17 protein-coding genes and 1 pseudogene are annotated in these 21,479 nt (G+C 53.3%); 12 read left to right on the forward strand and 6 right to left on the reverse strand.

Annotation, left to right across the window (positions count from 1 at the left end; translation table 11 throughout):
* Positions 1-11: 11 nt before the first annotated feature.
* A complete protein-coding gene (gene metG, locus TPANIC_RS03950; protein ID WP_010882243.1) occupies positions 12-2,447 on the reverse strand; it encodes a methionine--tRNA ligase in 2,436 nt (811 codons plus the stop codon).
* 396 nt (positions 2,448-2,843) lie between these two features.
* On the opposite strand from metG, the gene TPANIC_RS03960 reads away from it, so the two are divergent.
* Entirely contained in the window at positions 2,844-4,247 is a 1,404-nt protein-coding gene (locus TPANIC_RS03960) for a D-alanyl-D-alanine carboxypeptidase family protein (protein WP_237249937.1), read from the forward strand.
* A 60-nt stretch (positions 4,248-4,307) separates the two neighbouring features.
* Here TPANIC_RS03960 and clpA read toward each other — a convergent pair whose 3' ends face one another.
* Positions 4,308-6,737, reverse strand: coding sequence for an ATP-dependent Clp protease ATP-binding subunit ClpA (clpA, locus tag TPANIC_RS03965; RefSeq protein ID WP_010882246.1), 2,430 nt, complete (start codon positions 6,735-6,737; stop codon positions 4,308-4,310).
* Positions 6,738-6,782: 45 nt separating this feature from the next.
* On the opposite strand from clpA, the gene TPANIC_RS05355 reads away from it, so the two are divergent.
* The 3 genes from TPANIC_RS05355 to TPANIC_RS03980 all read left to right on the forward strand — a co-directional run bounded on the left by TPANIC_RS05355 (position 6,783) and on the right by TPANIC_RS03980 (position 9,575).
* Entirely contained in the window at positions 6,783-7,112 is a 330-nt protein-coding gene (locus TPANIC_RS05355) for a hypothetical protein (protein ID WP_010882247.1), read from the forward strand.
* 13 nt (positions 7,113-7,125) lie between these two features.
* Positions 7,126-8,334, forward strand: a complete 1,209-nt coding sequence (locus TPANIC_RS03975; protein ID WP_010882248.1) for a DHH family phosphoesterase — start codon at positions 7,126-7,128, stop codon at positions 8,332-8,334.
* Between the two features lie 77 nt (positions 8,335-8,411).
* The gene (locus TPANIC_RS03980; RefSeq protein WP_010882249.1) at positions 8,412-9,575 is read left to right on the forward strand and encodes an ABC transporter ATP-binding protein; all 1,164 of its coding nucleotides are present in this window, start codon (positions 8,412-8,414) and stop codon (positions 9,573-9,575) included.
* A 24-nt stretch (positions 9,576-9,599) separates the two neighbouring features.
* Here TPANIC_RS03980 and TPANIC_RS03985 read toward each other — a convergent pair whose 3' ends face one another.
* Positions 9,600-11,702, reverse strand: coding sequence for a ribonuclease catalytic domain-containing protein (locus TPANIC_RS03985; RefSeq protein ID WP_014342827.1), 2,103 nt, complete (start codon positions 11,700-11,702; stop codon positions 9,600-9,602).
* A complete protein-coding gene (locus tag TPANIC_RS03990) occupies positions 11,702-13,099 on the reverse strand; it encodes a peptidoglycan bridge formation glycyltransferase FemA/FemB family protein (protein WP_235214035.1) in 1,398 nt (465 codons plus the stop codon). Before TPANIC_RS03990 ends, TPANIC_RS03985 begins: the two co-directional genes overlap by 1 nt.
* A gap of 227 nt (positions 13,100-13,326) precedes the next feature.
* On the opposite strand from TPANIC_RS03990, the gene rpmF reads away from it, so the two are divergent.
* The 6 genes and pseudogenes from rpmF to TPANIC_RS05605 all read left to right on the forward strand — a co-directional run bounded on the left by rpmF (position 13,327) and on the right by TPANIC_RS05605 (position 17,369).
* The gene (gene rpmF / locus TPANIC_RS03995) at positions 13,327-13,515 is read left to right on the forward strand and encodes a 50S ribosomal protein L32 (protein ID WP_010882252.1); all 189 of its coding nucleotides are present in this window, start codon (positions 13,327-13,329) and stop codon (positions 13,513-13,515) included.
* Positions 13,516-13,575: 60 nt separating this feature from the next.
* Positions 13,576-13,812, forward strand: a complete 237-nt coding sequence (acpP, locus tag TPANIC_RS04000; protein WP_010882253.1) for an acyl carrier protein — start codon at positions 13,576-13,578, stop codon at positions 13,810-13,812.
* Positions 13,809-14,573 (forward strand): ribonuclease III, encoded by a 765-nt coding sequence (gene rnc / locus TPANIC_RS04005; RefSeq protein ID WP_010882254.1) that lies wholly within the window; start codon positions 13,809-13,811, stop codon positions 14,571-14,573. The genes acpP and rnc overlap by 4 nt, the downstream gene beginning before the upstream one ends.
* 30 nt (positions 14,574-14,603) lie before the next feature.
* The gene (locus TPANIC_RS04010; protein ID WP_010882255.1) at positions 14,604-15,515 is read left to right on the forward strand and encodes a DNA adenine methylase; all 912 of its coding nucleotides are present in this window, start codon (positions 14,604-14,606) and stop codon (positions 15,513-15,515) included.
* 194 nt (positions 15,516-15,709) lie between these two features.
* A pseudogene (locus tag TPANIC_RS05675) lies at positions 15,710-16,447 on the forward strand (AMP-binding protein); the annotation flags it as partial.
* A complete protein-coding gene (locus tag TPANIC_RS05605) occupies positions 16,428-17,369 on the forward strand; it encodes an AMP-binding protein (RefSeq protein WP_075743341.1) in 942 nt (313 codons plus the stop codon). The pseudogene TPANIC_RS05675 and the gene TPANIC_RS05605, both read left to right, overlap by 20 nt.
* A gap of 17 nt (positions 17,370-17,386) precedes the next feature.
* Here TPANIC_RS05605 and TPANIC_RS04025 read toward each other — a convergent pair whose 3' ends face one another.
* Positions 17,387-18,409, reverse strand: coding sequence for a hypothetical protein (locus TPANIC_RS04025; RefSeq protein ID WP_014342828.1), 1,023 nt, complete (start codon positions 18,407-18,409; stop codon positions 17,387-17,389).
* Between the two features lie 222 nt (positions 18,410-18,631).
* Here TPANIC_RS04025 and trxB point away from each other — a divergent pair, with 222 nt between their 5' ends.
* Together trxB and TPANIC_RS04035 are read left to right on the forward strand one after the other, a co-directional pair.
* Entirely contained in the window at positions 18,632-19,555 is a 924-nt protein-coding gene (gene trxB / locus TPANIC_RS04030; protein WP_010882258.1) for a thioredoxin-disulfide reductase, read from the forward strand.
* Positions 19,556-19,793: 238 nt separating this feature from the next.
* The gene (locus tag TPANIC_RS04035; RefSeq protein ID WP_235214036.1) at positions 19,794-20,660 is read left to right on the forward strand and encodes a GNAT family N-acetyltransferase; all 867 of its coding nucleotides are present in this window, start codon (positions 19,794-19,796) and stop codon (positions 20,658-20,660) included.
* A gap of 71 nt (positions 20,661-20,731) precedes the next feature.
* Here the strand turns inward: TPANIC_RS04035 and TPANIC_RS04040 are convergent, their stop codons facing one another.
* On the reverse strand, positions 20,732-21,397 hold the full coding sequence (locus TPANIC_RS04040; RefSeq protein ID WP_010882260.1) for a hypothetical protein: 666 nt from the start codon (positions 21,395-21,397) through the stop codon (positions 20,732-20,734).
* Positions 21,398-21,479: the final 82 nt, after the last annotated feature.

Consider the following 21,479-nt stretch of genomic DNA (forward strand, 5'->3'; position numbering starts at 1 on the left):
TGTGAATATTCCTAGCCGACAGTTCCCTCTTTCACTCGCTGCATTACCAGTGGCCTTCCTCCAACCATGAGCGGCTCACCTGCAACTTCTACTGCATAATTTACCACACGAATAGGCACAGAAAAAAAAGCGTCCGCATCGATAACGGCAGACCCGTGCGGTGTAATGACCGGCGGCGCACTCGCAAGTGTTGCGCGTTCACCGGGCAGAGCCCATGGCGCCTGCACCAATTCAATTGCCTTTGTGCCCTGCGCATCTACATACTCTGCGGCCAACAGCATGCCGCAAGACCGTACCCCACGCAGTGAGCGCGGCTGCAGATTATCCACAATAAGCACGTGCGCACCACGCAACGCATCTGCAGCCATATAAGGCACAAGACCAGAAACAATAACGCGCTCAACGCCAGAGCCATCATCTAATGTTTCAACAAAAAGCATATCCGCATTCGGATGACGCTCCACCTGCAACACTCGTGCTACTTTCAGTACAACGCGCTCAGAAAAAAATGCAGATAACCGTGCAGTATCTGAGGGAGGGGGCATTTCACGCTCCTCCTTCTTTTGTTGAGCGTCTGTCTCTTTCTTATTCATTCCCGTGGGCATCTGTGCAGTGCGCGGTACGCTCACTCCTGCCCCATCCCTGGCTGTTCCAGCATAGCGGGCACGATACGCAGCAATAGTTTCCGTCTCCAACGGACGGAATAAAATCACCGGCGGATGCACCTGCGTTAAACCCTTGCGTTCTCCCACGTCTGACCATCGGAGGGTCGGTTGCACTGTGTCCGGCTGCGCCGTATCCGCGTCTTTCTTCGCAGCACACACAGCTCCTCCCCCCTCTGGTGCACAGGAAGACAACTGAACACCCAAAAATCGGGCCGCTTGCTGCGTGTACCACGGCAAAAAAGGATGCGCTAAAATCAGCACATCCCGAATCACATAGCATAACTCACGCATCAAGGCGTCTGCACGTTCACGGTCCTGCGCCCGCGTTTTCCACGGTGCACCATCCTGCAACGCCTTATTCGCACGCGCTGAGAGCGCAAACACTTCTCTAAACGCTTCTCGCAACTGTACCTGCTCCATTAAATCTGTCATGCGCTTTGCAGTATTCCGCACCGCTTCGCGGAGCGCAAGCGTTTCTTCCATCACCTGCGCACGGGTGCTGCGCGCTCCATCTTGCGCAGGGACCACGCCCCCGTACGTACGCGCCACAAAGGTGAGCGTACGATTGACCAGATTACACAGATTACCAATCAACTCACTGTTTACACGCTCCTGAAACTCATGCCAGGTAAAGTGCGCATCGCTTTTTTCCGGTCTATGGTACAGGAGATAAAAACGCCACAGATCTGAGGGAATGCCCGATTCTTTTGCATCCGAACCAAAAACGCCCACCCCTAAAGACTTAGAAAACTTCCCCCCTTCGTAATTCAAATACTCCGTCGCAGAAAGACGCGTAAGCATCGTCCACCGCTGCCCGGAACCGATGAGCATGCAGGGGAAAAACAGCGTATGAAAGGGAATATTGTCCTTCCCCACAAACTGGACCAACTCCACATCCTGCTGATCAAGCCACCAAGACTGCCATTTTTCTTTCACGCCATCGTCGGTCCCCCCCCCTTCTTGCGAGGAAGCTGCCTCTGTGCCGCACTTAGTAATGGAAATGTAACCGACTGGCGCATCGAACCACACATAAAATACCTTCTGCTCAAATCCTGCTTTGGGAACTGGCACCCCCCAGCGCAGATCGCGCGTGATCGCACGCTCCTGCAATCCCGTACGTAGCCAACCTTCAGTCATACGCACCGCGTTTTTAGTCCACAGATGATTCGTGGTGCAAAACCACGAGCGGTAGGCTTTTTCCAGTGCAGGCAAATTTAAATACAAATGACGCGTAGGGCGAAACTCCGGCGCCGTGCCACAGCTCACACAGCGCGCATTCAGGAGCGTTTCCGGCTCAAGGAGCACTCCACAGTGCTCGCACTGGTCAGCACGCGCCTCAGCATTACGGCAATGGGGACAGGTACCGCGCAAATAGCGATCAGCAAGAAACCGTGCACAGTGCAGACAGTACGCCTGCGCACTTTCATGTTCACTGATAAAACCCCGCGCATCCAAATGACGAAACAACGCTTGCGTAAGCTCAGTATGCGCATCGCTTGTAGTGCGCCCAAAATAATCGAAGGACAGATCAAACCACTGATAGATGTCGCGATGCAGTGCATGGTAGTGCGCACACAATTGTGCAGGACTGAGACCTTGTTCTGCCGCACGGGTTTCGCTTGCCGTGCCGTATTCGTCGGTACCACATACAAAACACGTGTGATAGCCGCGCATCCGACAGAAACGTGCGAAAACGTCTGCAGAAAGACCCTGGATAAGATTTCCCAAATGTGGAACGTTGTTCACATAGGGGAGTGCGGCGGTGATTAATTTTCGCGTCATAGCGTTTCCTACTCTGATTTAAACAAGACTTCGTGAAGACAGGTTTCTGGCAACAAGTGTTGCCCAAAAGGGCAGGCAGACGCAAGGAGCATCCGGTGCAATATATGCCTCACAAAAAAGAAGAGAACGCAACAGGATTGATGAATCCTTCGCTGCACACTTCGCATTCTGCTATACTAAAGTAATGCAAACAACATGCTCTGCCGGGAGGCTGTATGATGACCCGTGTGGTGTTTTCTGTGATACACAGGACGTGTCGCGGCGTGCTTTTCAAGGGGTGACGCATGTGCGGTCGGCCCGTGCCGTACGCTCTGTCCCTAATACGGTGTGCCGGGACACCCGGTACACGCGTGTACTGCCCGTTTGAAAGACCACTCATCGCGCTCCCTGCGCGCCGTGGCACGGCGGCGTGGGCAGCGCGCGCTGTATGCGTTAGGTGCGTGCGTAGTCGGGGCAGGGGCGCTGCAGTGGCACGCGCAGCGAGTACTCCACCCTTCCTTTCTTTTCTCCCCAACACTGCGTTTTTCTCCGTCGTCCCGTAATCCCTTTTCTGCTCACCCTATCCGTACGCTTCAATTTACCAATCTATCTGCAGGATCCACCCCACCCCCCATCAGTGCCCGCGCGTACGCCATCGCCGAAGGAGGAAGCGGCACACTCCTTGCCTCCTTCTGCGCAGACCTACCCCTCCCCCCGGCGTCCTTGGCAAAACTGGTTACCTGTGCAGTGGTCATGGAAGCACTCGAGCGTGGAGAACTCCACTGGCAACAGCGTATACGCGTACCGCTTGCAGGTAGCGCGCAGGCCTTTGCACCGGGCAGCTCGCTTATATTTTTACGTACAGGTGAGTACATCAGCGTACACGACTTACTCGCAGGTATGAACATCGCTTCGGGGAACGATGCAGCCTACACCCTCGCTTATGCAGTTGCAGGCAGTATACCGGCGTTCTGCACGCGCATGAACACGCTTGTACAGAAATGGGGTCTTACGCGCACACGCTTTGTGGAACCAAGCGGTCTGAGCGAACACAATGTAACTACTGCGCGTGACTTTGTGCTCTTTTGTTGCCAGTATGTGCGCCGATGGCCTGAAAACCTTGCACGCTTTCATGCGCGCAGCTACTTTCAGCGTAGTAACTCTCCCGCTACTTCGAGAATACCCCCACACACACGTTTCCCTGCAACCAACACCCTGCTTGCAGCAACCGCAGCGCGCGGAAACGTTTCCACAGCAGTGCCCGGCTGCGACGGATTAAAAACTGGCTATATCCGCGAATCCGGTTTTAACGTCGCGCTCAGCAGTCTGCGCGGAGACACCCGCATCATTGCAGTTATCTTAGGCGGCGCAGGGAATTCCATTCCCGAAGGAAAGCGCATCCGCGCGCGTGACGGCGCTACCCTTCTATACTGGGCGTTCACCCATTTCCAGTGCACCGATGTACGCACGGCTATCAGTGATGCGCTTCCCTGTGCTATTCCCGTCCTGGGCAGTAAGCGCCCTGGGGCACTGCGACCAATCCTCCACCCCTCGTGTACATCGTGCCCAGTTCTGAATACGCCCGGTACGCGCATCAGCATAACGTTCGCACTCCCTCCCCTTTTGCGCGCACCGCTACAAGAAACGGACGTTATCGGTTTTGCGCATGTTCTTGACGAATCAAATGGAATGGTGCTCGCTCGCGTTCCGCTCGTTTCAGGCACCACTCTCACTGCCGGTGGGAACGCACGCAGGATCATAGACGAGGTGGCGGTATGGAGTGTAGAGCTTTGGCGGAAGATAAGAGAGAAACGCGTTTGAATAACTCAGTGCACGTGCACTGCCTACCACACGGATACACCGTTACCGTGCCACGCATCATCACCCCAGCGCGTCTTGGATACTCCCCGAATACGAAGACTGCACGCACTCGATGCGGAGAAAATTGCATTGAGCATGCCGATCTTTTACCGTGCACCGCAACGCATCCCCCTCAGCGACTCCTCCAAAAAGCATAAGATCTGCAAGCACATTTGCAACTTCTTGCTCTACCAAGCGTGCAACATTACGCGCACCACTTCCCCCTGAGTGACTACGCTCAGCGAGCAACGCGAGTGCATCATCGGTAATATCAAAACGAATGTGTTTTTTCTGCAGTTGCTCACACACCAGGGCAAGCTCCTTGCGGGCGATGCGTTCCATCGTTTCCAAGGACAACGCATCAAAACGAATAACTGCGTCCAGCCGATTCCGAAATTCTGGAGAGAAAATACGTTCTACTGCTTCGTCGATAACTGCAGTACCCACCTGCCCCTTGTGAAAACCGATGAGAGAAACACCCATGTTCCGGGCACCCGCATTACTTGTCATTATCAAAATAACATTGCGAAAATCCGCTTTTCTGCCTTGGTTGTCAGTGAGCGTTGCGTAATCCATAACCTGGAGCAGGACATTAAAAATGTCCGGGTGAGCTTTTTCTATTTCGTCCAAAAGGAGCACCGCATGCGGTTGTTTCCTTACCGCGTCGGTGAGCAATCCCCCCTCTTCAAACCCAACATAACCGGGCGGTGAGCCGATCAACCGACTCACCGTGTGCTTTTCCTGATACTCACTCATGTCAAAACGATGCAGCACAATCCCTAGTTCCTGGGCAAGCGTCCGCGCAAGCTCTGTTTTTCCCACACCGGTAGCCCCCACAAAAAGCAAGTTTGCTATAGGTTTATGCTTTACGCGCAATCCCACCCGCGCGCGCTTCAGCGTACGAGTGACTAAGTCAATTGCCTCGCCTTGTCCAAAAATTTTTTCTGAAATACTGCGCTCAAAGTTACGCAACTTTTCTATTTCACTTGCAGATACCCGCTGCTTAGGGATTTTCGCAATTTTTGCCACAATTTCGTCTATATCCGACTCCCCAATTACTGAACACACTCCCTCTGTTCCGTGCTTTCCCCGGGATAGCTTTGCACACGCGCCTGCTTCGTCGATAATATCAATCGCCTTATCCGGCAGATGTCTCCCTTGGATGTATTGCACCGAAAGTCTCACCGCAGCAGCTAATGCTTCATCACTGTAATGCACTGCATGAAAGTCTTCGTAAAGCGTGCGAATCCCTTCCAAAATTCGGAGGGTTTCCTCCTCAGAAGGCTCTTCAATATCAATTTTTTGAAAACGCCGTGCTAACGCCTGATCTTTGCGAAAATGTTTGGTGTATTCCTCATACGTGGTAGAACCAATACAGCGAATCTTTCCTGAAGAAAGCAGCGGTTTGAGTAAGTTAGACGCATCCAAACCACCCGAACCGCCTGAGCCAGTACCGACTACCGTATGAATTTCATCAATAAAAAGAATTGCTTGTGTTTTCTTTTCCAACTCTTCTGCAAGACGCTTGAGCCGCTCTTCAAAATCCCCTCGAAACTTTGTACCTGCTAACAGGCTTGTCATATCAAGGCTAAAAATCTCTACTCCCTCTAACGCCTCTGGCACATCGCACCGCACGATACGTTGCGCAAGCCCCTCAGTAATTGCCGTCTTTCCCACACCAGCTTCACCCACATGTACCGGATTATTCTTCTGTCTCCGGCACAAAATCTGAATCGTCCGCTCAATTTCCTGCGTACGCCCAATGAGCGGAGCAAGCTCTCCCCGACGAGCACGTTCGGTGAGATTCACCGTATACTTTTCCAGCACCGTATACCGATGCGTATCTGCATCCGTGCGTTTATGCGCGCAGTGTTCATAGTGCACATGTACGTCCGCTGTGTTACCATCCCCCTCTGTTCCATCGAGCGGAGGACCGTGCCCTGCAGATTCGCCAACGTCGTCTGACTCTGAATACCTTTCTTGCGCGTTCGACCCCATCGACACATTCTTATCCCCGTGTCGGATGCCATTGACACGAGCTATTACTTCAATCAAGCGCGCCGTACTCATACCCGACATACGCATGTAGTACGAAGCATAGTTTGTCTCCGCTTGGAGGAGACTTACCAACAGATCTCCGACTTCAAGAGCACTTTTTTTATTCGCCTCGCAATACAAGACTGCACGCTTAAGCAGATGCTGAAAACCCAGTGATTGAGAAGGAGTATGACTTAAGTCAACGGGAACTTGTGTTTTTAAAAACTCTGACAGATTACTATGGATGAGCGCGATATCCGCGCTACAGAGATTGATAATTTCCAACGCAGCAGGATGCGCAAGGGCAGAAAAAAGAACATGCTCTGCGGTGATGTACTCGTGACGCCGCTTACGCGCTAAATCAAAGGCCTGATCAAGAATAATTTGCACAGAAGCACTGATGATAATTTTCATTTCCTCTCCATACCCTCGTGGGGGATGCCCCCCTGTGTACGCTTCTTGCAGCATGCCCCAACGCAATCGCAAGACACACCCTGCACAAGGCAGGGCTGCAGTCCGTTCATATACGCAAGACGCGCAGGCACGCCTTTGCGCGCCGCACGAACGGCAAAAACGATGCAGCCTCGGGAAACGTCATCATGCAAAAGGAAAACTCAATACAACCTCGGCTCCGTCACGTCTGGCGCACACACAATCACTCCTGCGCACGCCAAGCTGCCTCTGGCCCAACGGTACTGCAAATTCACACGAGTAACAAGGGAGCAACATTACCCAGAAAATAATTGGGAGAACGGTCTCATTTGCCGCACACCAGCGGACACTCTATAGTATACTCGCCGTCATGGGCGCGCTAGCGTGTGACTACACCTATTCTCCGTCGCCAAAACGAGATCTCTCCATTGCAGCGAAAAATGCCGTCGTCCGAAATATTCTGCAGGAGATTGCGATACACGGCTCCTTTCTTTTGCTCGGACATGAACATCCTGATGAAGACTGTATCGCATCGTTAGTAGCCTTCGCACTCCTGCTCACGCGATGCAATAAACGCGTGGAAATTTGTTGTCAAGGTCCCATTCGTGTGCAGATTTCATTCCTCATTGATATTTGTCTCTATAACGGAATTGCCGTGCATCTCGATACACAAACTGTCCCCCGTATGCCGGATGCCCTGGTCATTCTAGACACCCCAAATCCCGGTATGATCTACGCGCCTCCGTCGTGCCGACTACTCCTTTCAGATTCGACTATCCGTAAAATTGAACTTGACCATCACCTTTTTGCAAACGCTGCCTGCTGCGGTGATCCAGGCTACAGCCTTATCGCACGCGCCTCTAGCACGTGCGAAATCATCGCTTATCTTTGTTACAAACTCGCGCGTAACCACGCGCAGCGCACTGCGCTTGGGATACGCAATTTGTATTCACGCAATGTTGTGCTTTCAATACTCACCGGTATGATAGGGGATGCAAAGACAGGTGCTTATTTGATAAGTCGGAAAGACCGCGCGCTCTACACCTACTTCACCCAGAGGCTGAACACTATGCTCAGGGAAAAAACAAAACCGATTACCGGGAACATAGCATCCACCAAACAAATCCTCCATACCCTGGAGTCTCTGTCCGCTGAAGAACATGCGGTTTACCAAACAATGGTGAAAAACGTGCAACACCGCGGCAGTATTTCCCTGCTCCTTCTCAATCAGACACAAACACAGGCGTTGCACGAGTGTTGCAATGCAGAACATTTCGTTTCGTTGATAAAAATGGCGACCAGCAACATTGCAGAGAGTATCTCAGGTATCGGTATCTCCGCGTATCCAGATCCAACACAGCAATTTTATGTCACGCAGTGGCGCGTGCGCACTGCCGCGCGGGTGAAACAGTTGGATTTGCGTTTACTGCTATCTCATTTTGCTATTCAAAACGGCGGTGGACACGCCGGTGCCATCGGCTTCCGTTTCTTTGCACACGAATTGATAAATCAAGATTTGTTTACCGAAGCGCTTGTCGCATATCTAGACGACCGCTTGCACCACATGCAGAGCGCGTAACATGACAACACCACCTCCCGTTTGCGTAAGGAAAGTAGTGTGTTGCGCACCCGTGTTTCAAAAGGAATGTAAACGCTATGGCAAAGGTTGAACTCAAGCATATCTGTAAGACGTATCACGGATGCGTCCATGCAGTAAAAGACGTAACTATTACCGCAGAAAGTGGAGAGTTCGTGGTGTTCATCGGACCATCTGGATGCGGCAAGTCAACTGCACTACGTATCATTGCAGGGCTTGAAGATATCTGCTCAGGTGACCTCTACATTGACGGTGAGCACATGAATCACGTTACACCAAAAGATCGCAATATCGCGATGGTCTTTCAAAACTACGCGCTCTACCCACACATGAACGTTTTTGACAACATGGCGTTCGGCCTTAGAATCCGTAAAATCCCTCAGCAAGAAATCATCCGCCGTGTCCACGAAGCAGCGCGTGTTCTTGATATCGAACCACTGCTTGCCCGAAAACCCAAAGCACTTTCGGGGGGACAGCGACAACGCGTTGCAGTTGGACGTGCCATTGTCAGAAATCCTAAGGTTTTTCTCTTTGATGAGCCATTGTCAAATTTAGATGCAAAGTTGCGCGTGCAAATGCGATCCGAAATCTCTCTTCTTCACAAGCGCCTAAAGGCCACGATGATTTACGTCACCCATGATCAAATGGAAGCGATGACAATGGCAGATAAGATTGTCATCATGAAAGACGGGTGCGTACAACAGATTGGTTCTCCTCTCCATATCTACCAGCATCCTGCGAACACGTTCGTTGCACAATTCATTGGTTCTCCTCCTATGAATTGTTTCCCTGTTACGATTGTTAAAGATGAGCATGGGATAAAAATTGATGCAGGTCTTTTTGTTCTTCGACCGGATATCCCCGCGTCCTTTTTGTTAAAAAACTATATTGGCACACAGGTAGTCTTTGGCCTCAGACCGGAAGCTATCACGCCGCGCACGGAAGAAACACTCGCGCGAGAATGCGCCAACGTCATTCAGCTAAAAGTACTTGCAGTTGAAGCTTTAGGGGCAGAAACGTTTGTGTATCTCGATGCAGGTGTACAACCGATAGTTGCCCGCTGCAATCATACCCTAACCGCACACGAGGGAACTTTGCTTACCCTTGCACTCGATTTGTCCAAAGCACTGTACTTTGACGCAGAAACCGGGCACGCCCTGCAGGGAGGAACCAGCCAAGTGGCTACCGTACACGCACCGCCTGAAATATCCACAGGGGAATAACACAGATCCGAAAACATACTCCTCTTATGAGGGCTGCTCCGCCTCACCTTCTACAGCCTGCGTCACGCCGCGGTGACAGTGCTCGCAGACAGAAAAATGTACTTCTAACGTGGCAAGGCGCACACGCACGACACGGAGCATTACGCGTTCGTTGAACTGCGCCTGCCGACCTAATGCTACATCCGCCTCAAGAGCAACAGCAGGTAACCACACGTGTGCACGCGGTTGCAGTGGCTCCAACACAATCGCTTCGTACCGCGTGTGTGGGTGCATCAAAAAGTATACGAGCGTCCAGTGACGACGCGATACACGCTCTGCTTGTGTGGCCTGGCGCGCTGCCTCATCTGCCTGCGCAAGCTTGAGCGCAAGCGTCTCGTTTGTCTGTGCACTTCCTACAGCAGGAGCTTTTGCATACGCGTGATCAATACACGCCAGTAATTGTTGATGCGCAAGCAAATCCACATAGCGACGCAAAGGACTGGTCACCTGACTGTACTGAGACAGCCCGAGTGCTGCGTGCACCGCGGCGGTTGTGCTCACGCGACGAGCTTTCATCGCGCGCCGCTTTTTGTACTCCCCCGCCAATCCCGCTGGTAGTTGCACGGGCAGCTGAGGACGTTCCTGACTCACATAAGGAAAGGCAAGGTTATGTAGAAAGGCAAACCGTGCTGCCGCTTCTCCCGCTAAGAGCATGAATTCACGCACCATGCTCATAGACTCGTACGACTGCTGTGCTTCAATGTGAACACGCGGCACCTTTCCCTGTGTATCGGGCACGTCCCCGGCGTTCATTTCCTTTCCCGCTTGCCCTGTTTCTTGCACAGGAAAATCTACCCTCATGTGGACATCAGGAAAGCAAATGTCCACTGCGCCGCGCCCTTTTCTCCGTGCAATGTTGTTGCGCGCAAAGTCAAAAAGAGGCTGCAACGCGGGGGTATCGCGCTGGGAATCCGCCTCCGCATAGGAAAGGCGCGTAACACGCACCATGCTCCGGAGCACGTGCACACAGCTGATGTCACCGTGCTCATCAAGTAAAATTTTAAAAGACAGTGCAGGAGAAACTGCGTCGCGCGCGAGTGCACACGTATCAACCACCACGTCGCTGAGCATGCGCACTGCGCCTTCAGGCAAATAGAGCGAAGCACCCCGTGTACGTGCGCATGCATCTGCGTGCGAATCAGGAAGAACGAGCTCTGCAGGGCTCGCTACATGGATCCAAAAATACGTACCATCGAAACTGATCGCATCGTCAGGGTCGCGCGTACCCTCCCCATCGATGGCATACGCGGCAAGATGCGTACAATCTGTGCGTGCTTGAGTGACACACCTATGTGTGTGCACATCTTGCTGCGCCGCACGTTCTCCATCAGAACCAGACACATGAGCAGGACTTAAAAATAGAGGACACAGACGATCAGGATACGGATTGCGATACACCGGCCAGAACCCGAAGTGCAAGAGTATTTCATGCGCTTGCTCCCTGTGCTCGCAGCCTAAGGCACACTGCAAAATCTTACAGCGATTCGCGTGCCCCAACGCGAACGCTTCGATTTCCTGCAGAAAGGGCGTAAACTGCTCGTTCACCTGCGACACGTGCACACGATGCATTCCTTCCTGCGCAGTTGGTGCCATATTGCGTGCACTTCGTGCGACGCGCCGTAGCTCCTGGATGAACGCCTGCTTTAACGCCTGACGCGCTTCCTTTTTTTCTTCCTGCACTGCGCAGGATGCGCACTCTTGCTGAGAGCGGATGCGCACTGCGGCGGCAGGCTCATTGCAAACAAAATACGCACTTTGCACACTTTGCTCCCAATAGGCCCACGACTGCGCGGCAGAAGCCCCCCAGAGGAGCTCTGCAAGTTCAAAAAAGGAAGGAGCTTCGGTACCGAAAAACTCGCGCGCGTCCTGTACGGATTCCTCGCTTATACGCGCAATGTGAGACGCAGACAATAGTTCTACCAGGGAAGAAACAGTGCCCGGGTGCAAGAGCAAAACGTCTTTCACGCGCACGCGTCTTAACCCGTGTTCGGTTTCAATGGTGATCTTCGCATCCTTCCCTCGCTCGATAGCGTGTACACACGCAGGGCGCTTTCGATAGAGCACCGGACTCCCCACATGTAGTTCCATCACGCACCTGCGCCTGCAGTATGCGCTGAATAGTTTTGAGTACGCTGTCTACCGAGTGACTGCAGACAGGCGCACACCATCCGTCGAACACGCTTGAACCACCCCATACGCACACGCTCAGCACATGCATATGCCGCAGCATGCAATTGCCGAACCGGCATATCTACGCTTCCTACACGATGGAATACGAATCCGCCAAAACCTGTTTTAAAACGGTACAACCCGTGCATTGGGTGACGCACATCGTCCGTTGGCGGAATACCGTAAAAATCATACCAAAGACAGCCGCGCGCACGCGCTTCTTGAATTGCATACCATTGCAGCGCATACGGTGCCATAAGATGGCGTGCTGAATAGTCAGAAGCTCCATACACATAAGTTGCGCACGTGTCAAAACACAACAATACCAAAGCTGCAATTGCCTGCTCATCAGCGCACCCTAATTCTCTGTCTTCCGATGCCGGGGGATGGGGTGTCTCTATGTTCTTCGGTGTGTCTTTTCCTGCAATACGCACCCGCAGTGCTGCACGCGGAGCATAGGCAAGACAGAGCACCAGCATCCCCTGTGCTGCAAATGCGGTGCAAAAATCGCGATAATATTGACGGGTGTGGATGGCAATGCGATCACGCGCCGCAGTTTTTTGGTACAGCGCGTAAAACACATCCACCGCCGCGCGCAGACTACCCGGAGAACCCTCCTGCGCGAGCGTATCAAAACGCGCCACACGCACACCGTGCTTTTGCGCACGTCGAACGTTGTAGCGCCATTTTGGTTTGAAAGCAGCAAAAATATCTTCCCGCGCGGGGCGCATATCCAACAGCAATGTATCCTGAGGCTGCACGTTACAAGCAGCGCGCCGTAGTCCACACGCGTGGAGCTCTCGCGTAAAGAGCTCCATCTCTGTTCCCACCGCGCAATGCGTAGAGGAGGATGCAAGAGAAGGGAGCGAGCACACCGCAGCAGCCCACCCCCACGGGGGATCAAACCGCACGAGGAACGGCTTACGCACGAAAAAGGGAAGTAGCGCGCTCGTTAACTCACGTAGCAGACTGGCACGTGCGCGCGCCATCTGCCGTGACGGAATCTGATCGTCCTGAAGATACGGGGGAGCACCCGGCGCATACGCAAACACGCCAAAGGGCTTAATATTCTTGCACAGAATGAGCAGGGGAAAGTGTTTTTCTCCCCCAGTGTTTGCATCCGGGCGCACATGCACGCTGAACACGTACGTCTGCCAGCCGTACGCTCGCTTGAAGTGCGCCCACGCAGGACTTTGTAAAAACGTTTCTGCAGTCCACGTCTCCTGCGTCCACTTTTGCACGGTAACTACGAACATGGGGCACCCATTGTACTGCTCCCCGTGCACCGGATCCAGATATCTCCCAAAAAGCTCCATTACCTGCCGTGCGCTCCCGGTACGCTCTGTATGCAGAGGGATACGCTCTCTCCCTCTTGCAATACATCCGTCCCTTACCCCCACACACGCAGGGGGCATTGCACAATGCTAAGAAGCACACATGAGCACCCTTGACCGTTCACCGAAGAACATGCACAATGGCGAGCCTGTGTGTTGCGGTCGACGGTCCGAAGCGCACAGTTCTTGCGCAGAAAGGAGCGCACCCTATGGCAGTGCCCCGAGCAAATACCTCAAAAGCACGCACCCGTAGAAGGCGTGCGGTTAATATGCGGCTTGAGGCCCCGCATCTTGTTGAGTGTGGGAACTGTGGTAATTTTGTGCAGTCTCACCGTGTGTGTGGTAGGTGTGGCTTCTACCGGGGGCGCCAGGTGATTAACCCTGATGACCTTTGCTAGTGCCCGTGCGAGTGTGCACCTGAGCGACTGCCTTTTGCTCGCGCACAAGGAGGCTGCCCCGTGGATGAGTTGTTCTTAAGAATGAGGGCATTAGTGGCAGAGAAATTAGAGGTGGAGGAGGCGTCCATCACGCTTGATTCCTCCTTCCGAGGAGATCTCGGTGCTGATAGCCTAGATACCTACGAGTTGGTCTATGCGATCGAAGAGGAGATGGGGATTACTATCCCCGACGAAAAAGCAAACGAGTTCGAAACAGTCAGAGATGCGTACGAGTTCATCAAGTCCAAAGTGACATGAGCCTGTGTCTCGGTCATATTTTTTCCCGCTCTCGTTCTCCCCTCACCCCCGAGCGTAGGGAGTCTCTCCGGCGCCTGCAAGAGACGCTCGGCGTTAAATTCCGCGATCCTACCGCACTCGACCAGGCACTTTCTCACCGGTCTTTGTTTTCCTCAAAAGAGGACCATTGCGGTGTGCGCCACAATGAGCGCATGGAGTTTCTCGGGGATGCCGTGCTTGGCGCGGTAGCCGCCGCTTGCCTGTATCGCGCACTTCCCGACAGTCACGAGGGGGATTTAGCAAAGACTAAGGCGGTGCTCGTGTCTACTGACACCCTCTCGGACATTGCCTTGAGCCTGCGTATAGACCACTACCTTCTGCTAGGAAAAGGGGAGGAGCTTTCAGGAGGTCGGCACAAAAAAGCCATCCTTGCCGACGCTACCGAAGCTGTCATCGGTGCGCTTTTTTTGGATTCAGGGTTCAAGGCGGCAGAGCGTTTTGTTCTCCGTCTCCTGCTCCCCCGTGTCCGCCCCATACGAGAGAAAAATTTGCACCATGACTACAAATCTACCCTCCAGGTGCTTGCACATCAGCGCTATCGTAGTAAGCCGGAGTACACGGTCGTCAAGCGCACCGGACCTGATCACAGCGTACGCTTCTGGGTGGATGTTACCGTTGGCGATGCACGCTTCGGACCCGGTTATGGCACCAGCAAAAAAAGCGCAGAACAGTGCGCCGCTCGCCTTGCATGGGAACAATTATCCGGCACCCTCCGGGAGTAGCGCGTATGCTGCCCTGTAAGGATACTCTCCTTGTCCCGCTCTGACACCGCCCGCCCCTTCGTAAAATGGGCAGGAGGAAAGCGCGCCCTCGCCCCAACCCTTTTTGCGCATATGCCACAGACATTCGGCTCCTACTTTGAGCCTTTCGTGGGAGGGGGAGCGCTCTTTTGGCACTTGTGCGCGTGTACTCGGGTGCGCCTACACGACATCTATCTATCTGACATAAATTGGCCACTGCTGTGTGCGTATGCAGCCGTTCGTGACCGTGTAGAAGAACTTATCGTCCGGGTTGGACAGCACATCGCCTGCCACACCCCTACCTATTACCGTCTTGCGCGGCGTAAATTCGCCGTATGCGAGCATCCGCTCGAGGTTGCCGCGCTTTTCCTGTACCTGAATCGGAGCTGCTATAACGGACTGTACCGTGTCAATAAAGCAGGTCAATTCAATGTGCCTCTCGGACGCGCTGCACCTGCGTCTCCTTTTCTAAATACCACCGCGCCTACCCCTCGCAGTACACAGCCTGCGGCGCAGGTCGGACACCTTGCAATACGCATTGATGAGGAGAATTTACGCAGCTGCGCGCGTGCGCTAGCAAACACCACTCTTAACTGCCAACACTTTTCTTGCATTCAACCTGCACGAGGAGATTTTGTGTATCTCGATCCACCGTACCTTGGCACCTTCAGTGCCTATGATAAAACCGGTTTTGATAGAGCAGCGCACGAATCGCTTGCTGCGTTTTGCATGCACCTAGACGCGCGGGGAGTTCTTTTTATGCTCTCAAACAGCGATTGCCCTGAGGTACGCGCATGGTATCGTCCATTCCGTGTGCAACAACTCAACGCCCCTCGGTGTATCGCACGATCCGCTCACGCAAGGGGAAAAAGGTGCGAAGTGCTTATCACCAATTACCCCTGCGCTGACACGGCTACACCGTAGCTTTCTGCACTCTCCTGGCCGTATCGCATCGCGTATTGCGGCGTTTAATGCCACTACAGAAGTTTTACGGTCATAAAAACCATCCGTGGGGACCCGCGTGCTCTGCGATAATGCTTCGTACACACTGCACGTATGACGTAGTAAAAGATATAAAACGGTAGAAAAACGTAACAAATGCAGATACTATGCCCGCCATGTACAGTCGAAGGGGAACCGTGCCACATCTTACCTTTGAAGCGGCACTCAGACACTGTGCCCAGCACTTTGGATCTCAAAATGCAGTCTGCTTCCTAGGCCATGCTACGGACGCGCATTCGCGGTGCTGCTTGAACTACCGTCTCTTTGCACAGCGTGTGCGCCGTGCACGCCAGTTGCTGATGCGCTGTGGTGTGCGCGCAGGAAGCTGCGTTGCGCTCTTTGGCCCCAACTGTCCACAGTGGGGAGTTAGCTACTTTGCAATAGTAAGCCTTGGTGCCCGCGCAGTCCCTCTCGTACCAGAGCTCAGTCCGCAGGAGCTGCGCCGCTGCCTCCAGCATGCTCACGTTTGCTGTGTCATTGCGGGCGCTGCAGAAAGAGAAACACTCGCCCAAGCGGATACACTCACCGATCCGGACGCTGCTTCTTGCTCCGCAAAAGACGGGCAGGACCTTTCTACCGTATCGCACACCGCGCAAAGAACACTGATCGCTCTGGAAGATTTCTCCCTTGTCTGCACAACGGACGGTGTACAAAACACTCCAGTACCTGTGACGCACTGGAAGAATGCTGGATCAGACCCGGATGCCATTGCCAGCGTGGTGTACACCAGCACCGGAGGCGCTGGCACTCCTCCCCGTGCCGTAACATTTACCCAACGGAATTTACTGTGCACCGCGCGATATGCACAGCGTGTACTGCGTGTACGCACGCACGATGTGGTTTTTTCGCTCCTCCCCCTTGCACACTTATTCGAGTTCGTGTGTGCGTTTCTTGCAGTTTTTTTTACAGGGTGCCTGCGTGTGGTATGCACCTCCACTCCCACAGATGCGGTTGCCACTGCAGCAATTGCAATGCGTAAAGCCGACGTTGCTTTTCTGTCTCCCACCTTTTCTGGAGGCTTCCGAGCAGCTGCGTTCGCGCCGCCCCTGTGCTCGGCAGCTCCATACCCAACTTGGAGGACAGCTGCGCCTCTTGGTTCTCTGGAGCGAAGAGTGCAGTGAACACACGCAGATTTTGCACCGGATCTCGCTGGAAGCGGTGCTCTTTCACGGGTATCTACATGCGAGCGTGCTCATTTTTGTGACCGCAAAGAAAAATACAAAAGACAAAGACATGCCGGCGCCACGCACTCAGACGCGTGCGGTGCCCGGTTTAAAAACGCGCCTTTTAAACTACAACGCGTTCACCAGCACCGGGGAACTTGCCTTACGGGGAGAGGGTGTAACACCCGGCTATTGGCGCGATGAGGTACGCACACGTGCAGCGTTTACTCCCGACGGCTGGCTCCGTACAGGGACGCTTTGGACAAAGACAGAAACCGGTAATCTCCTCCCCTGCAGCAGCTCGTGCCATATGCAACTCGGTGCGCGCGGAGAAGCGGTGTACGCAGAGGATCTTGTTTGTGTGCTTATGCAACATCCGTGCGTGGTGCACGCACACGTGCGCGTAGACACGCAAGGGCAAGCGCACTGCGCCGTATGGGTAAAACAAGGAGCCGAACGAATACGGCACCCTCAGATAGTGTGCTTTTTGCGCACCCAGCTTTCCACGCAGGTGCGCGTGGGGACGCTTCGGGTGATGGAGTATGAAAAAACAGTAGGTGCTGACCGCTTGTCTCGACGCGACACACCTTTCCTAAAGGAAAACTCTTTGTAGAAGGCGCAGCTCGCACGTTAATGTACAAAACAGGCTTCCCCCTGACGGAAAAAAAGGTACTCCACGTAGTGTTCTTCGATGGTTCGTACAGGTCCAGGCATATTTAGGCGTAGTCGCGCCTGGGCATCTCTTTTGCGTATTATAAACGACCTATAAAAGGAGCACAGATCAGCTACACGCTGGTATGCGTGCGCCTGCGTGTTTTCTCCCCCGCCCTTTTCCCCGATCAGGGCGTATGCTTCCTGACGGCTCAGTGCCGCAACCCCCTGCGCACGCAATTGCAAGCGAATGGCTTGGATCTGCTCATGTGAAATACCAAACAGGAACTCCTCTAGTGCGGTACAAACTCCTGCTTCGCTCAAGCGCTGCACTAAAAAGTCGCGCCACATCTCGTCTAGCTCTGTCGAGAGCAAAAACAACTCACTAGAACCGAGCATTGAGCCAAAGCTAGGGGCCAAGTGCTCCCGTGCACACCACACCTGATGCAGTGCCGACGTAGCGCGCCGCGCACGTTCATCCGGACGCTGTTCCCACAGCGCTACGAGCGCATGCGTAACAGCAGTCTTCAAACGCGCGGGTACGTGCTCCTGCTCCATTAGAGAGAGGTATAGATCCTCTGTCATGAGCATACACACGAGTGCAAACTGCACCTGGCGCAACTCCTGCACCAGGTACTCAGCTAGAGCTACCCGCGTTACCTCCTGCGTAAGAAACGCAAAGGTTTGGATTTTAGCAATCAGGTACCCACGCCTAAGCGCCACACGTGCAGGTAAAAAGAGGAACCTTCCTGCATCGGCCAGGTCTGTCACCGTTCCCTTTCCAAACCTTTCTACGTCCGCACCATCTGCACCTGAGTACGAACGCATAGCACGGACCAGACGTTTTAAATTAGACACGCGCCGGCGTACAACCTGCGCACGCCGAGGCTGCGTGCGCAAAGCACACAGCGCGCGCGAGACGATATACTGTTCATGTCTGCTAAGAGCGGTGAAGTGTATGACTGCAGCCTTTATGGGAAACCCCGTCGTAGCCGCGCCCATGGCGTGAGTCTAATGTATTCTGACACGAATTACTAGAATGACCTCCCTACAAACCAAGGGAAAGGAAGGGCCTAACCGCTGAGAATGACAGGCGCACGCACGGCAGGAATAATCAATTCCACACGTATCTTCTCCTGAATTCAATCATATATTTTTTACCGGCATACATAGGGCACCTAAAAAAGCGTTGACTAATCAGTTACGCGTGCATACACTCTCGGCATGGAGACAGATTACGACGTTATCATCGTAGGCGCTGGGGCCGCGGGACTGTCCGCAGCGCAGTACGCATGTCGCGCCAATCTCAGGACCCTTGTGATTGAGAGCAAGGCACACGGTGGTCAAGCATTGCTTATTGATTCGTTGGAAAACTATCCGGGTTATGCAACTCCTATCAGTGGCTTCGAGTACGCGGAAAACATGAAAAAGCAGGCAGTTGCCTTTGGGGCTCAGATTGCTTACGAAGAAGTTACCACTATCGGTAAGCGCGATAGCGTTTTCCACATTACCACGGGTACGGGAGCATATACGGCGATGTCTGTTATTCTTGCCACCGGTGCAGAGCATCGCAAGATGGGCATCCCGGGGGAGAGTGAGTTTTTAGGCCGTGGCGTTTCCTATTGTGCCACCTGCGATGGACCCTTCTTTAGAAACAAGCACGTGGTGGTCATTGGTGGGGGTGACGCTGCGTGTGATGAATCGCTAGTACTGTCTCGCCTCACCGATCGGGTGACGATGATTCACCGCAGGGACACTCTGCGTGCACAGAAGGCCATTGCAGAGCGCACACTTAAAAATCCACATATTGCCGTTCAATGGAACACTACGCTTGAAGCGGTACGTGGTGAAACGAAAGTTTCCTCCGTTCTGCTTAAGGATGTTAAGACGGGAGAAACGCGAGAGCTCGCGTGTGATGCTGTTTTCTTCTTCATCGGTATGGTTCCCATCACCGGTCTTTTGCCCGACGCAGAAAAGGATTCCACCGGTTATATCGTCACCGACGACGAGATGCGTACCTCTGTAGAGGGGATTTTCGCTGCGGGGGATGTGCGCGCTAAGTCTTTCCGGCAGGTTATTACTGCTACTTCGGATGGTGCCCTTGCCGCGCACGCCGCCGCGAGTTACATCGACACACTCCAAAACTAAAACTGCGCGTCTTTGCACTTCGGGTGTGCGTTTTTTATCCTTCGAGGGGAGGGTACTGTTCTCTCTCCCCATCCCCAACTCTTTCTGAGGAAGCTTTGGAGCTCGCGCTGGCTGCGACGGTGTGTCTTTTGCAAAAGGGTCTGGCGGGGTCGTGCGCAGGTGTGCACTCGATCTTCCAGGAGCCTCTCGGGCCATGCACGCTTTCTGTCTCCTCTGTACCTCCGTCGTGGGGGACATAGTGTCTCGTCTCGTTCGCAACCTCGACGCGCATACCATTGATGAAGCCCTTGCCTTCGTTAAGTCGCGTGAAGCATTCAGTGTCAGCTTGGCGGAATATCTAAAAGCAGCTAAATGTTCTTTTTCCACGCGTGGTACCGCTCCCTTTATACGGGGCGGTAGCGTACTGTACCGAGATGCAGAACCGTGTGCAGTACTCCTGCTCACGCGCGCAGGGTTGCTTTTGCACAACAGTGAGCCAAACACAAACAGTGCGGCGATCTACCGTGCCTGCAAACGGCTGGTAACCGCGCAGGTGCGTTCGATTGTAGGTACAGAAATGCACACGTGCGTTATCGCACGCTCGATTTCAGGTATTACAACTCACGCGCAGCAGGAGCGATATTACCTACTGGTGCTGCCACTACACACACCACGTGTTGAATATGAGCAAAACAGTGCTCCATTGCATATCCGGCGCGCACAGCTAAAAGATATGCGAGAGCTATTTCCTCTCCATATGCATTACAAACGTGAAGAAGTACTGCCCGTAGGAAACAGTCCAAAACATAAGGCGACCGTGCGTACCCTGCACGCACATCTCCGTACACGCGTGATATTCCACGCCTCAATAGGAGGACACATCGTTGCAAAGGCGCAAACAAACGCACATGGCTTTCATTGTCACCAAATTGGCGGGGTATATACGGTGCCTGCATATCGCAACCGGGGCATTGCCACTGCATTGGTTGCAACGCTTGCGTATAACCGACTCGATATAGGAAAAACACCGGTGCTTTTCGTAAAGGTACGTAACATGGCAGCGCGGCGCGTATACGAAAAGATCGGCTTTACGCTACACGGATTATACCGCGTCATTAATCTATAGCGAAGCAAACAATAAAGACGTTAAAAGAGAAGAACACGGCAACGAAAGGGAAAGACAACGTCGCGTGACCTCTATTTTCCAAAAAAGCTACGTTGACCAGCCCTTACCCATCGCCCAGGGCCACGTGACAGAACCGGAGATGCAAGCTGCGTTGCAATCCACTGCGTATAGGAATCGTCGTCAACTCCGTCAAGCCGTATTAACAATGTCTGCATACGCGGTGCATCCTTTCGCGCAAGACCGAGCACGCACTCCTCCGCCATGCGCACAAAAGCGGCAGACGCAACAGATACCATAGCAGACGCACAGTGCGCGCTCGTCTCCCGGTGCACAAACAGAAGTTTCCCACGCGCCTGACTGACAAAATGCGCAGTCAGCATGTGCACCAATGCCATATTTGCCACGATCAAATCCACCGAGATCCGATCGATACTGGAAAAATCATCTCCCGGATAAAGATCTACATAACTTTGCGCGTCAAAAACGAACACCGCTGTCTCAAGCACAATGCCTAGATTTTCAATCTGAAGCAGAATACCGCGCAATGAAAAGGGAGACGCGCGATTCCAATAAACCAACCCATCACGCACAGGCACATCCCCACGAGCTGCCTCGTGTGCGCTCAAGCACACACGACACCCCTGATTACGTAAAACCTCTGCGAGACTACGAGAAAACTGAAGGCGATTATCGCTGACGAAAACTCCCGCGCCCATACGCGGGAGTATAAAACACATCCTGGCGAAGATAAAAGCGTCCTCACAGCAGAAAGACCAGCAACCATTCCGCCAGGAAGTAAAGAAGAAACGACACGGAGTC

The organism is Treponema pallidum subsp. pallidum str. Nichols (assembly GCF_000410535.2).
In the GTDB taxonomy this organism is placed as follows: domain Bacteria; phylum Spirochaetota; class Spirochaetia; order Treponematales; family Treponemataceae; genus Treponema; species Treponema pallidum.

Coding starts and splice junctions, on each gene's coding strand:
- metG (WP_010882243.1), bottom strand. CDS start 2,447: ATGACGCGAAAATTAATCACCGCCGCACTCCCCTATGTGAACAACGTT.
- clpA (WP_010882246.1), bottom strand. CDS start 6,737: ATGAAAATTATCATCAGTGCTTCTGTGCAAATTATTCTTGATCAGGCC.
- TPANIC_RS03975 (WP_010882248.1), top strand. CDS start 7,126: ATGGGCGCGCTAGCGTGTGACTACACCTATTCTCCGTCGCCAAAACGA.
- TPANIC_RS03980 (WP_010882249.1), top strand. CDS start 8,412: ATGGCAAAGGTTGAACTCAAGCATATCTGTAAGACGTATCACGGATGC.
- TPANIC_RS03985 (WP_014342827.1), bottom strand. CDS start 11,702: ATGGAACTACATGTGGGGAGTCCGGTGCTCTATCGAAAGCGCCCTGCG.
- TPANIC_RS03990 (WP_235214035.1), bottom strand. CDS start 13,099: ATGGAGCTTTTTGGGAGATATCTGGATCCGGTGCACGGGGAGCAGTAC.
- rpmF (WP_010882252.1), top strand. CDS start 13,327: ATGGCAGTGCCCCGAGCAAATACCTCAAAAGCACGCACCCGTAGAAGG.
- rnc (WP_010882254.1), top strand. CDS start 13,809: ATGAGCCTGTGTCTCGGTCATATTTTTTCCCGCTCTCGTTCTCCCCTC.
- TPANIC_RS05605 (WP_075743341.1), top strand. CDS start 16,428: ATGTGGTTTTTTCGCTCCTCCCCCTTGCACACTTATTCGAGTTCGTGT.
- TPANIC_RS04025 (WP_014342828.1), bottom strand. CDS start 18,409: ATGGGCGCGGCTACGACGGGGTTTCCCATAAAGGCTGCAGTCATACAC.
- trxB (WP_010882258.1), top strand. CDS start 18,632: ATGGAGACAGATTACGACGTTATCATCGTAGGCGCTGGGGCCGCGGGA.
- TPANIC_RS04040 (WP_010882260.1), bottom strand. CDS start 21,397: ATGTGTTTTATACTCCCGCGTATGGGCGCGGGAGTTTTCGTCAGCGAT.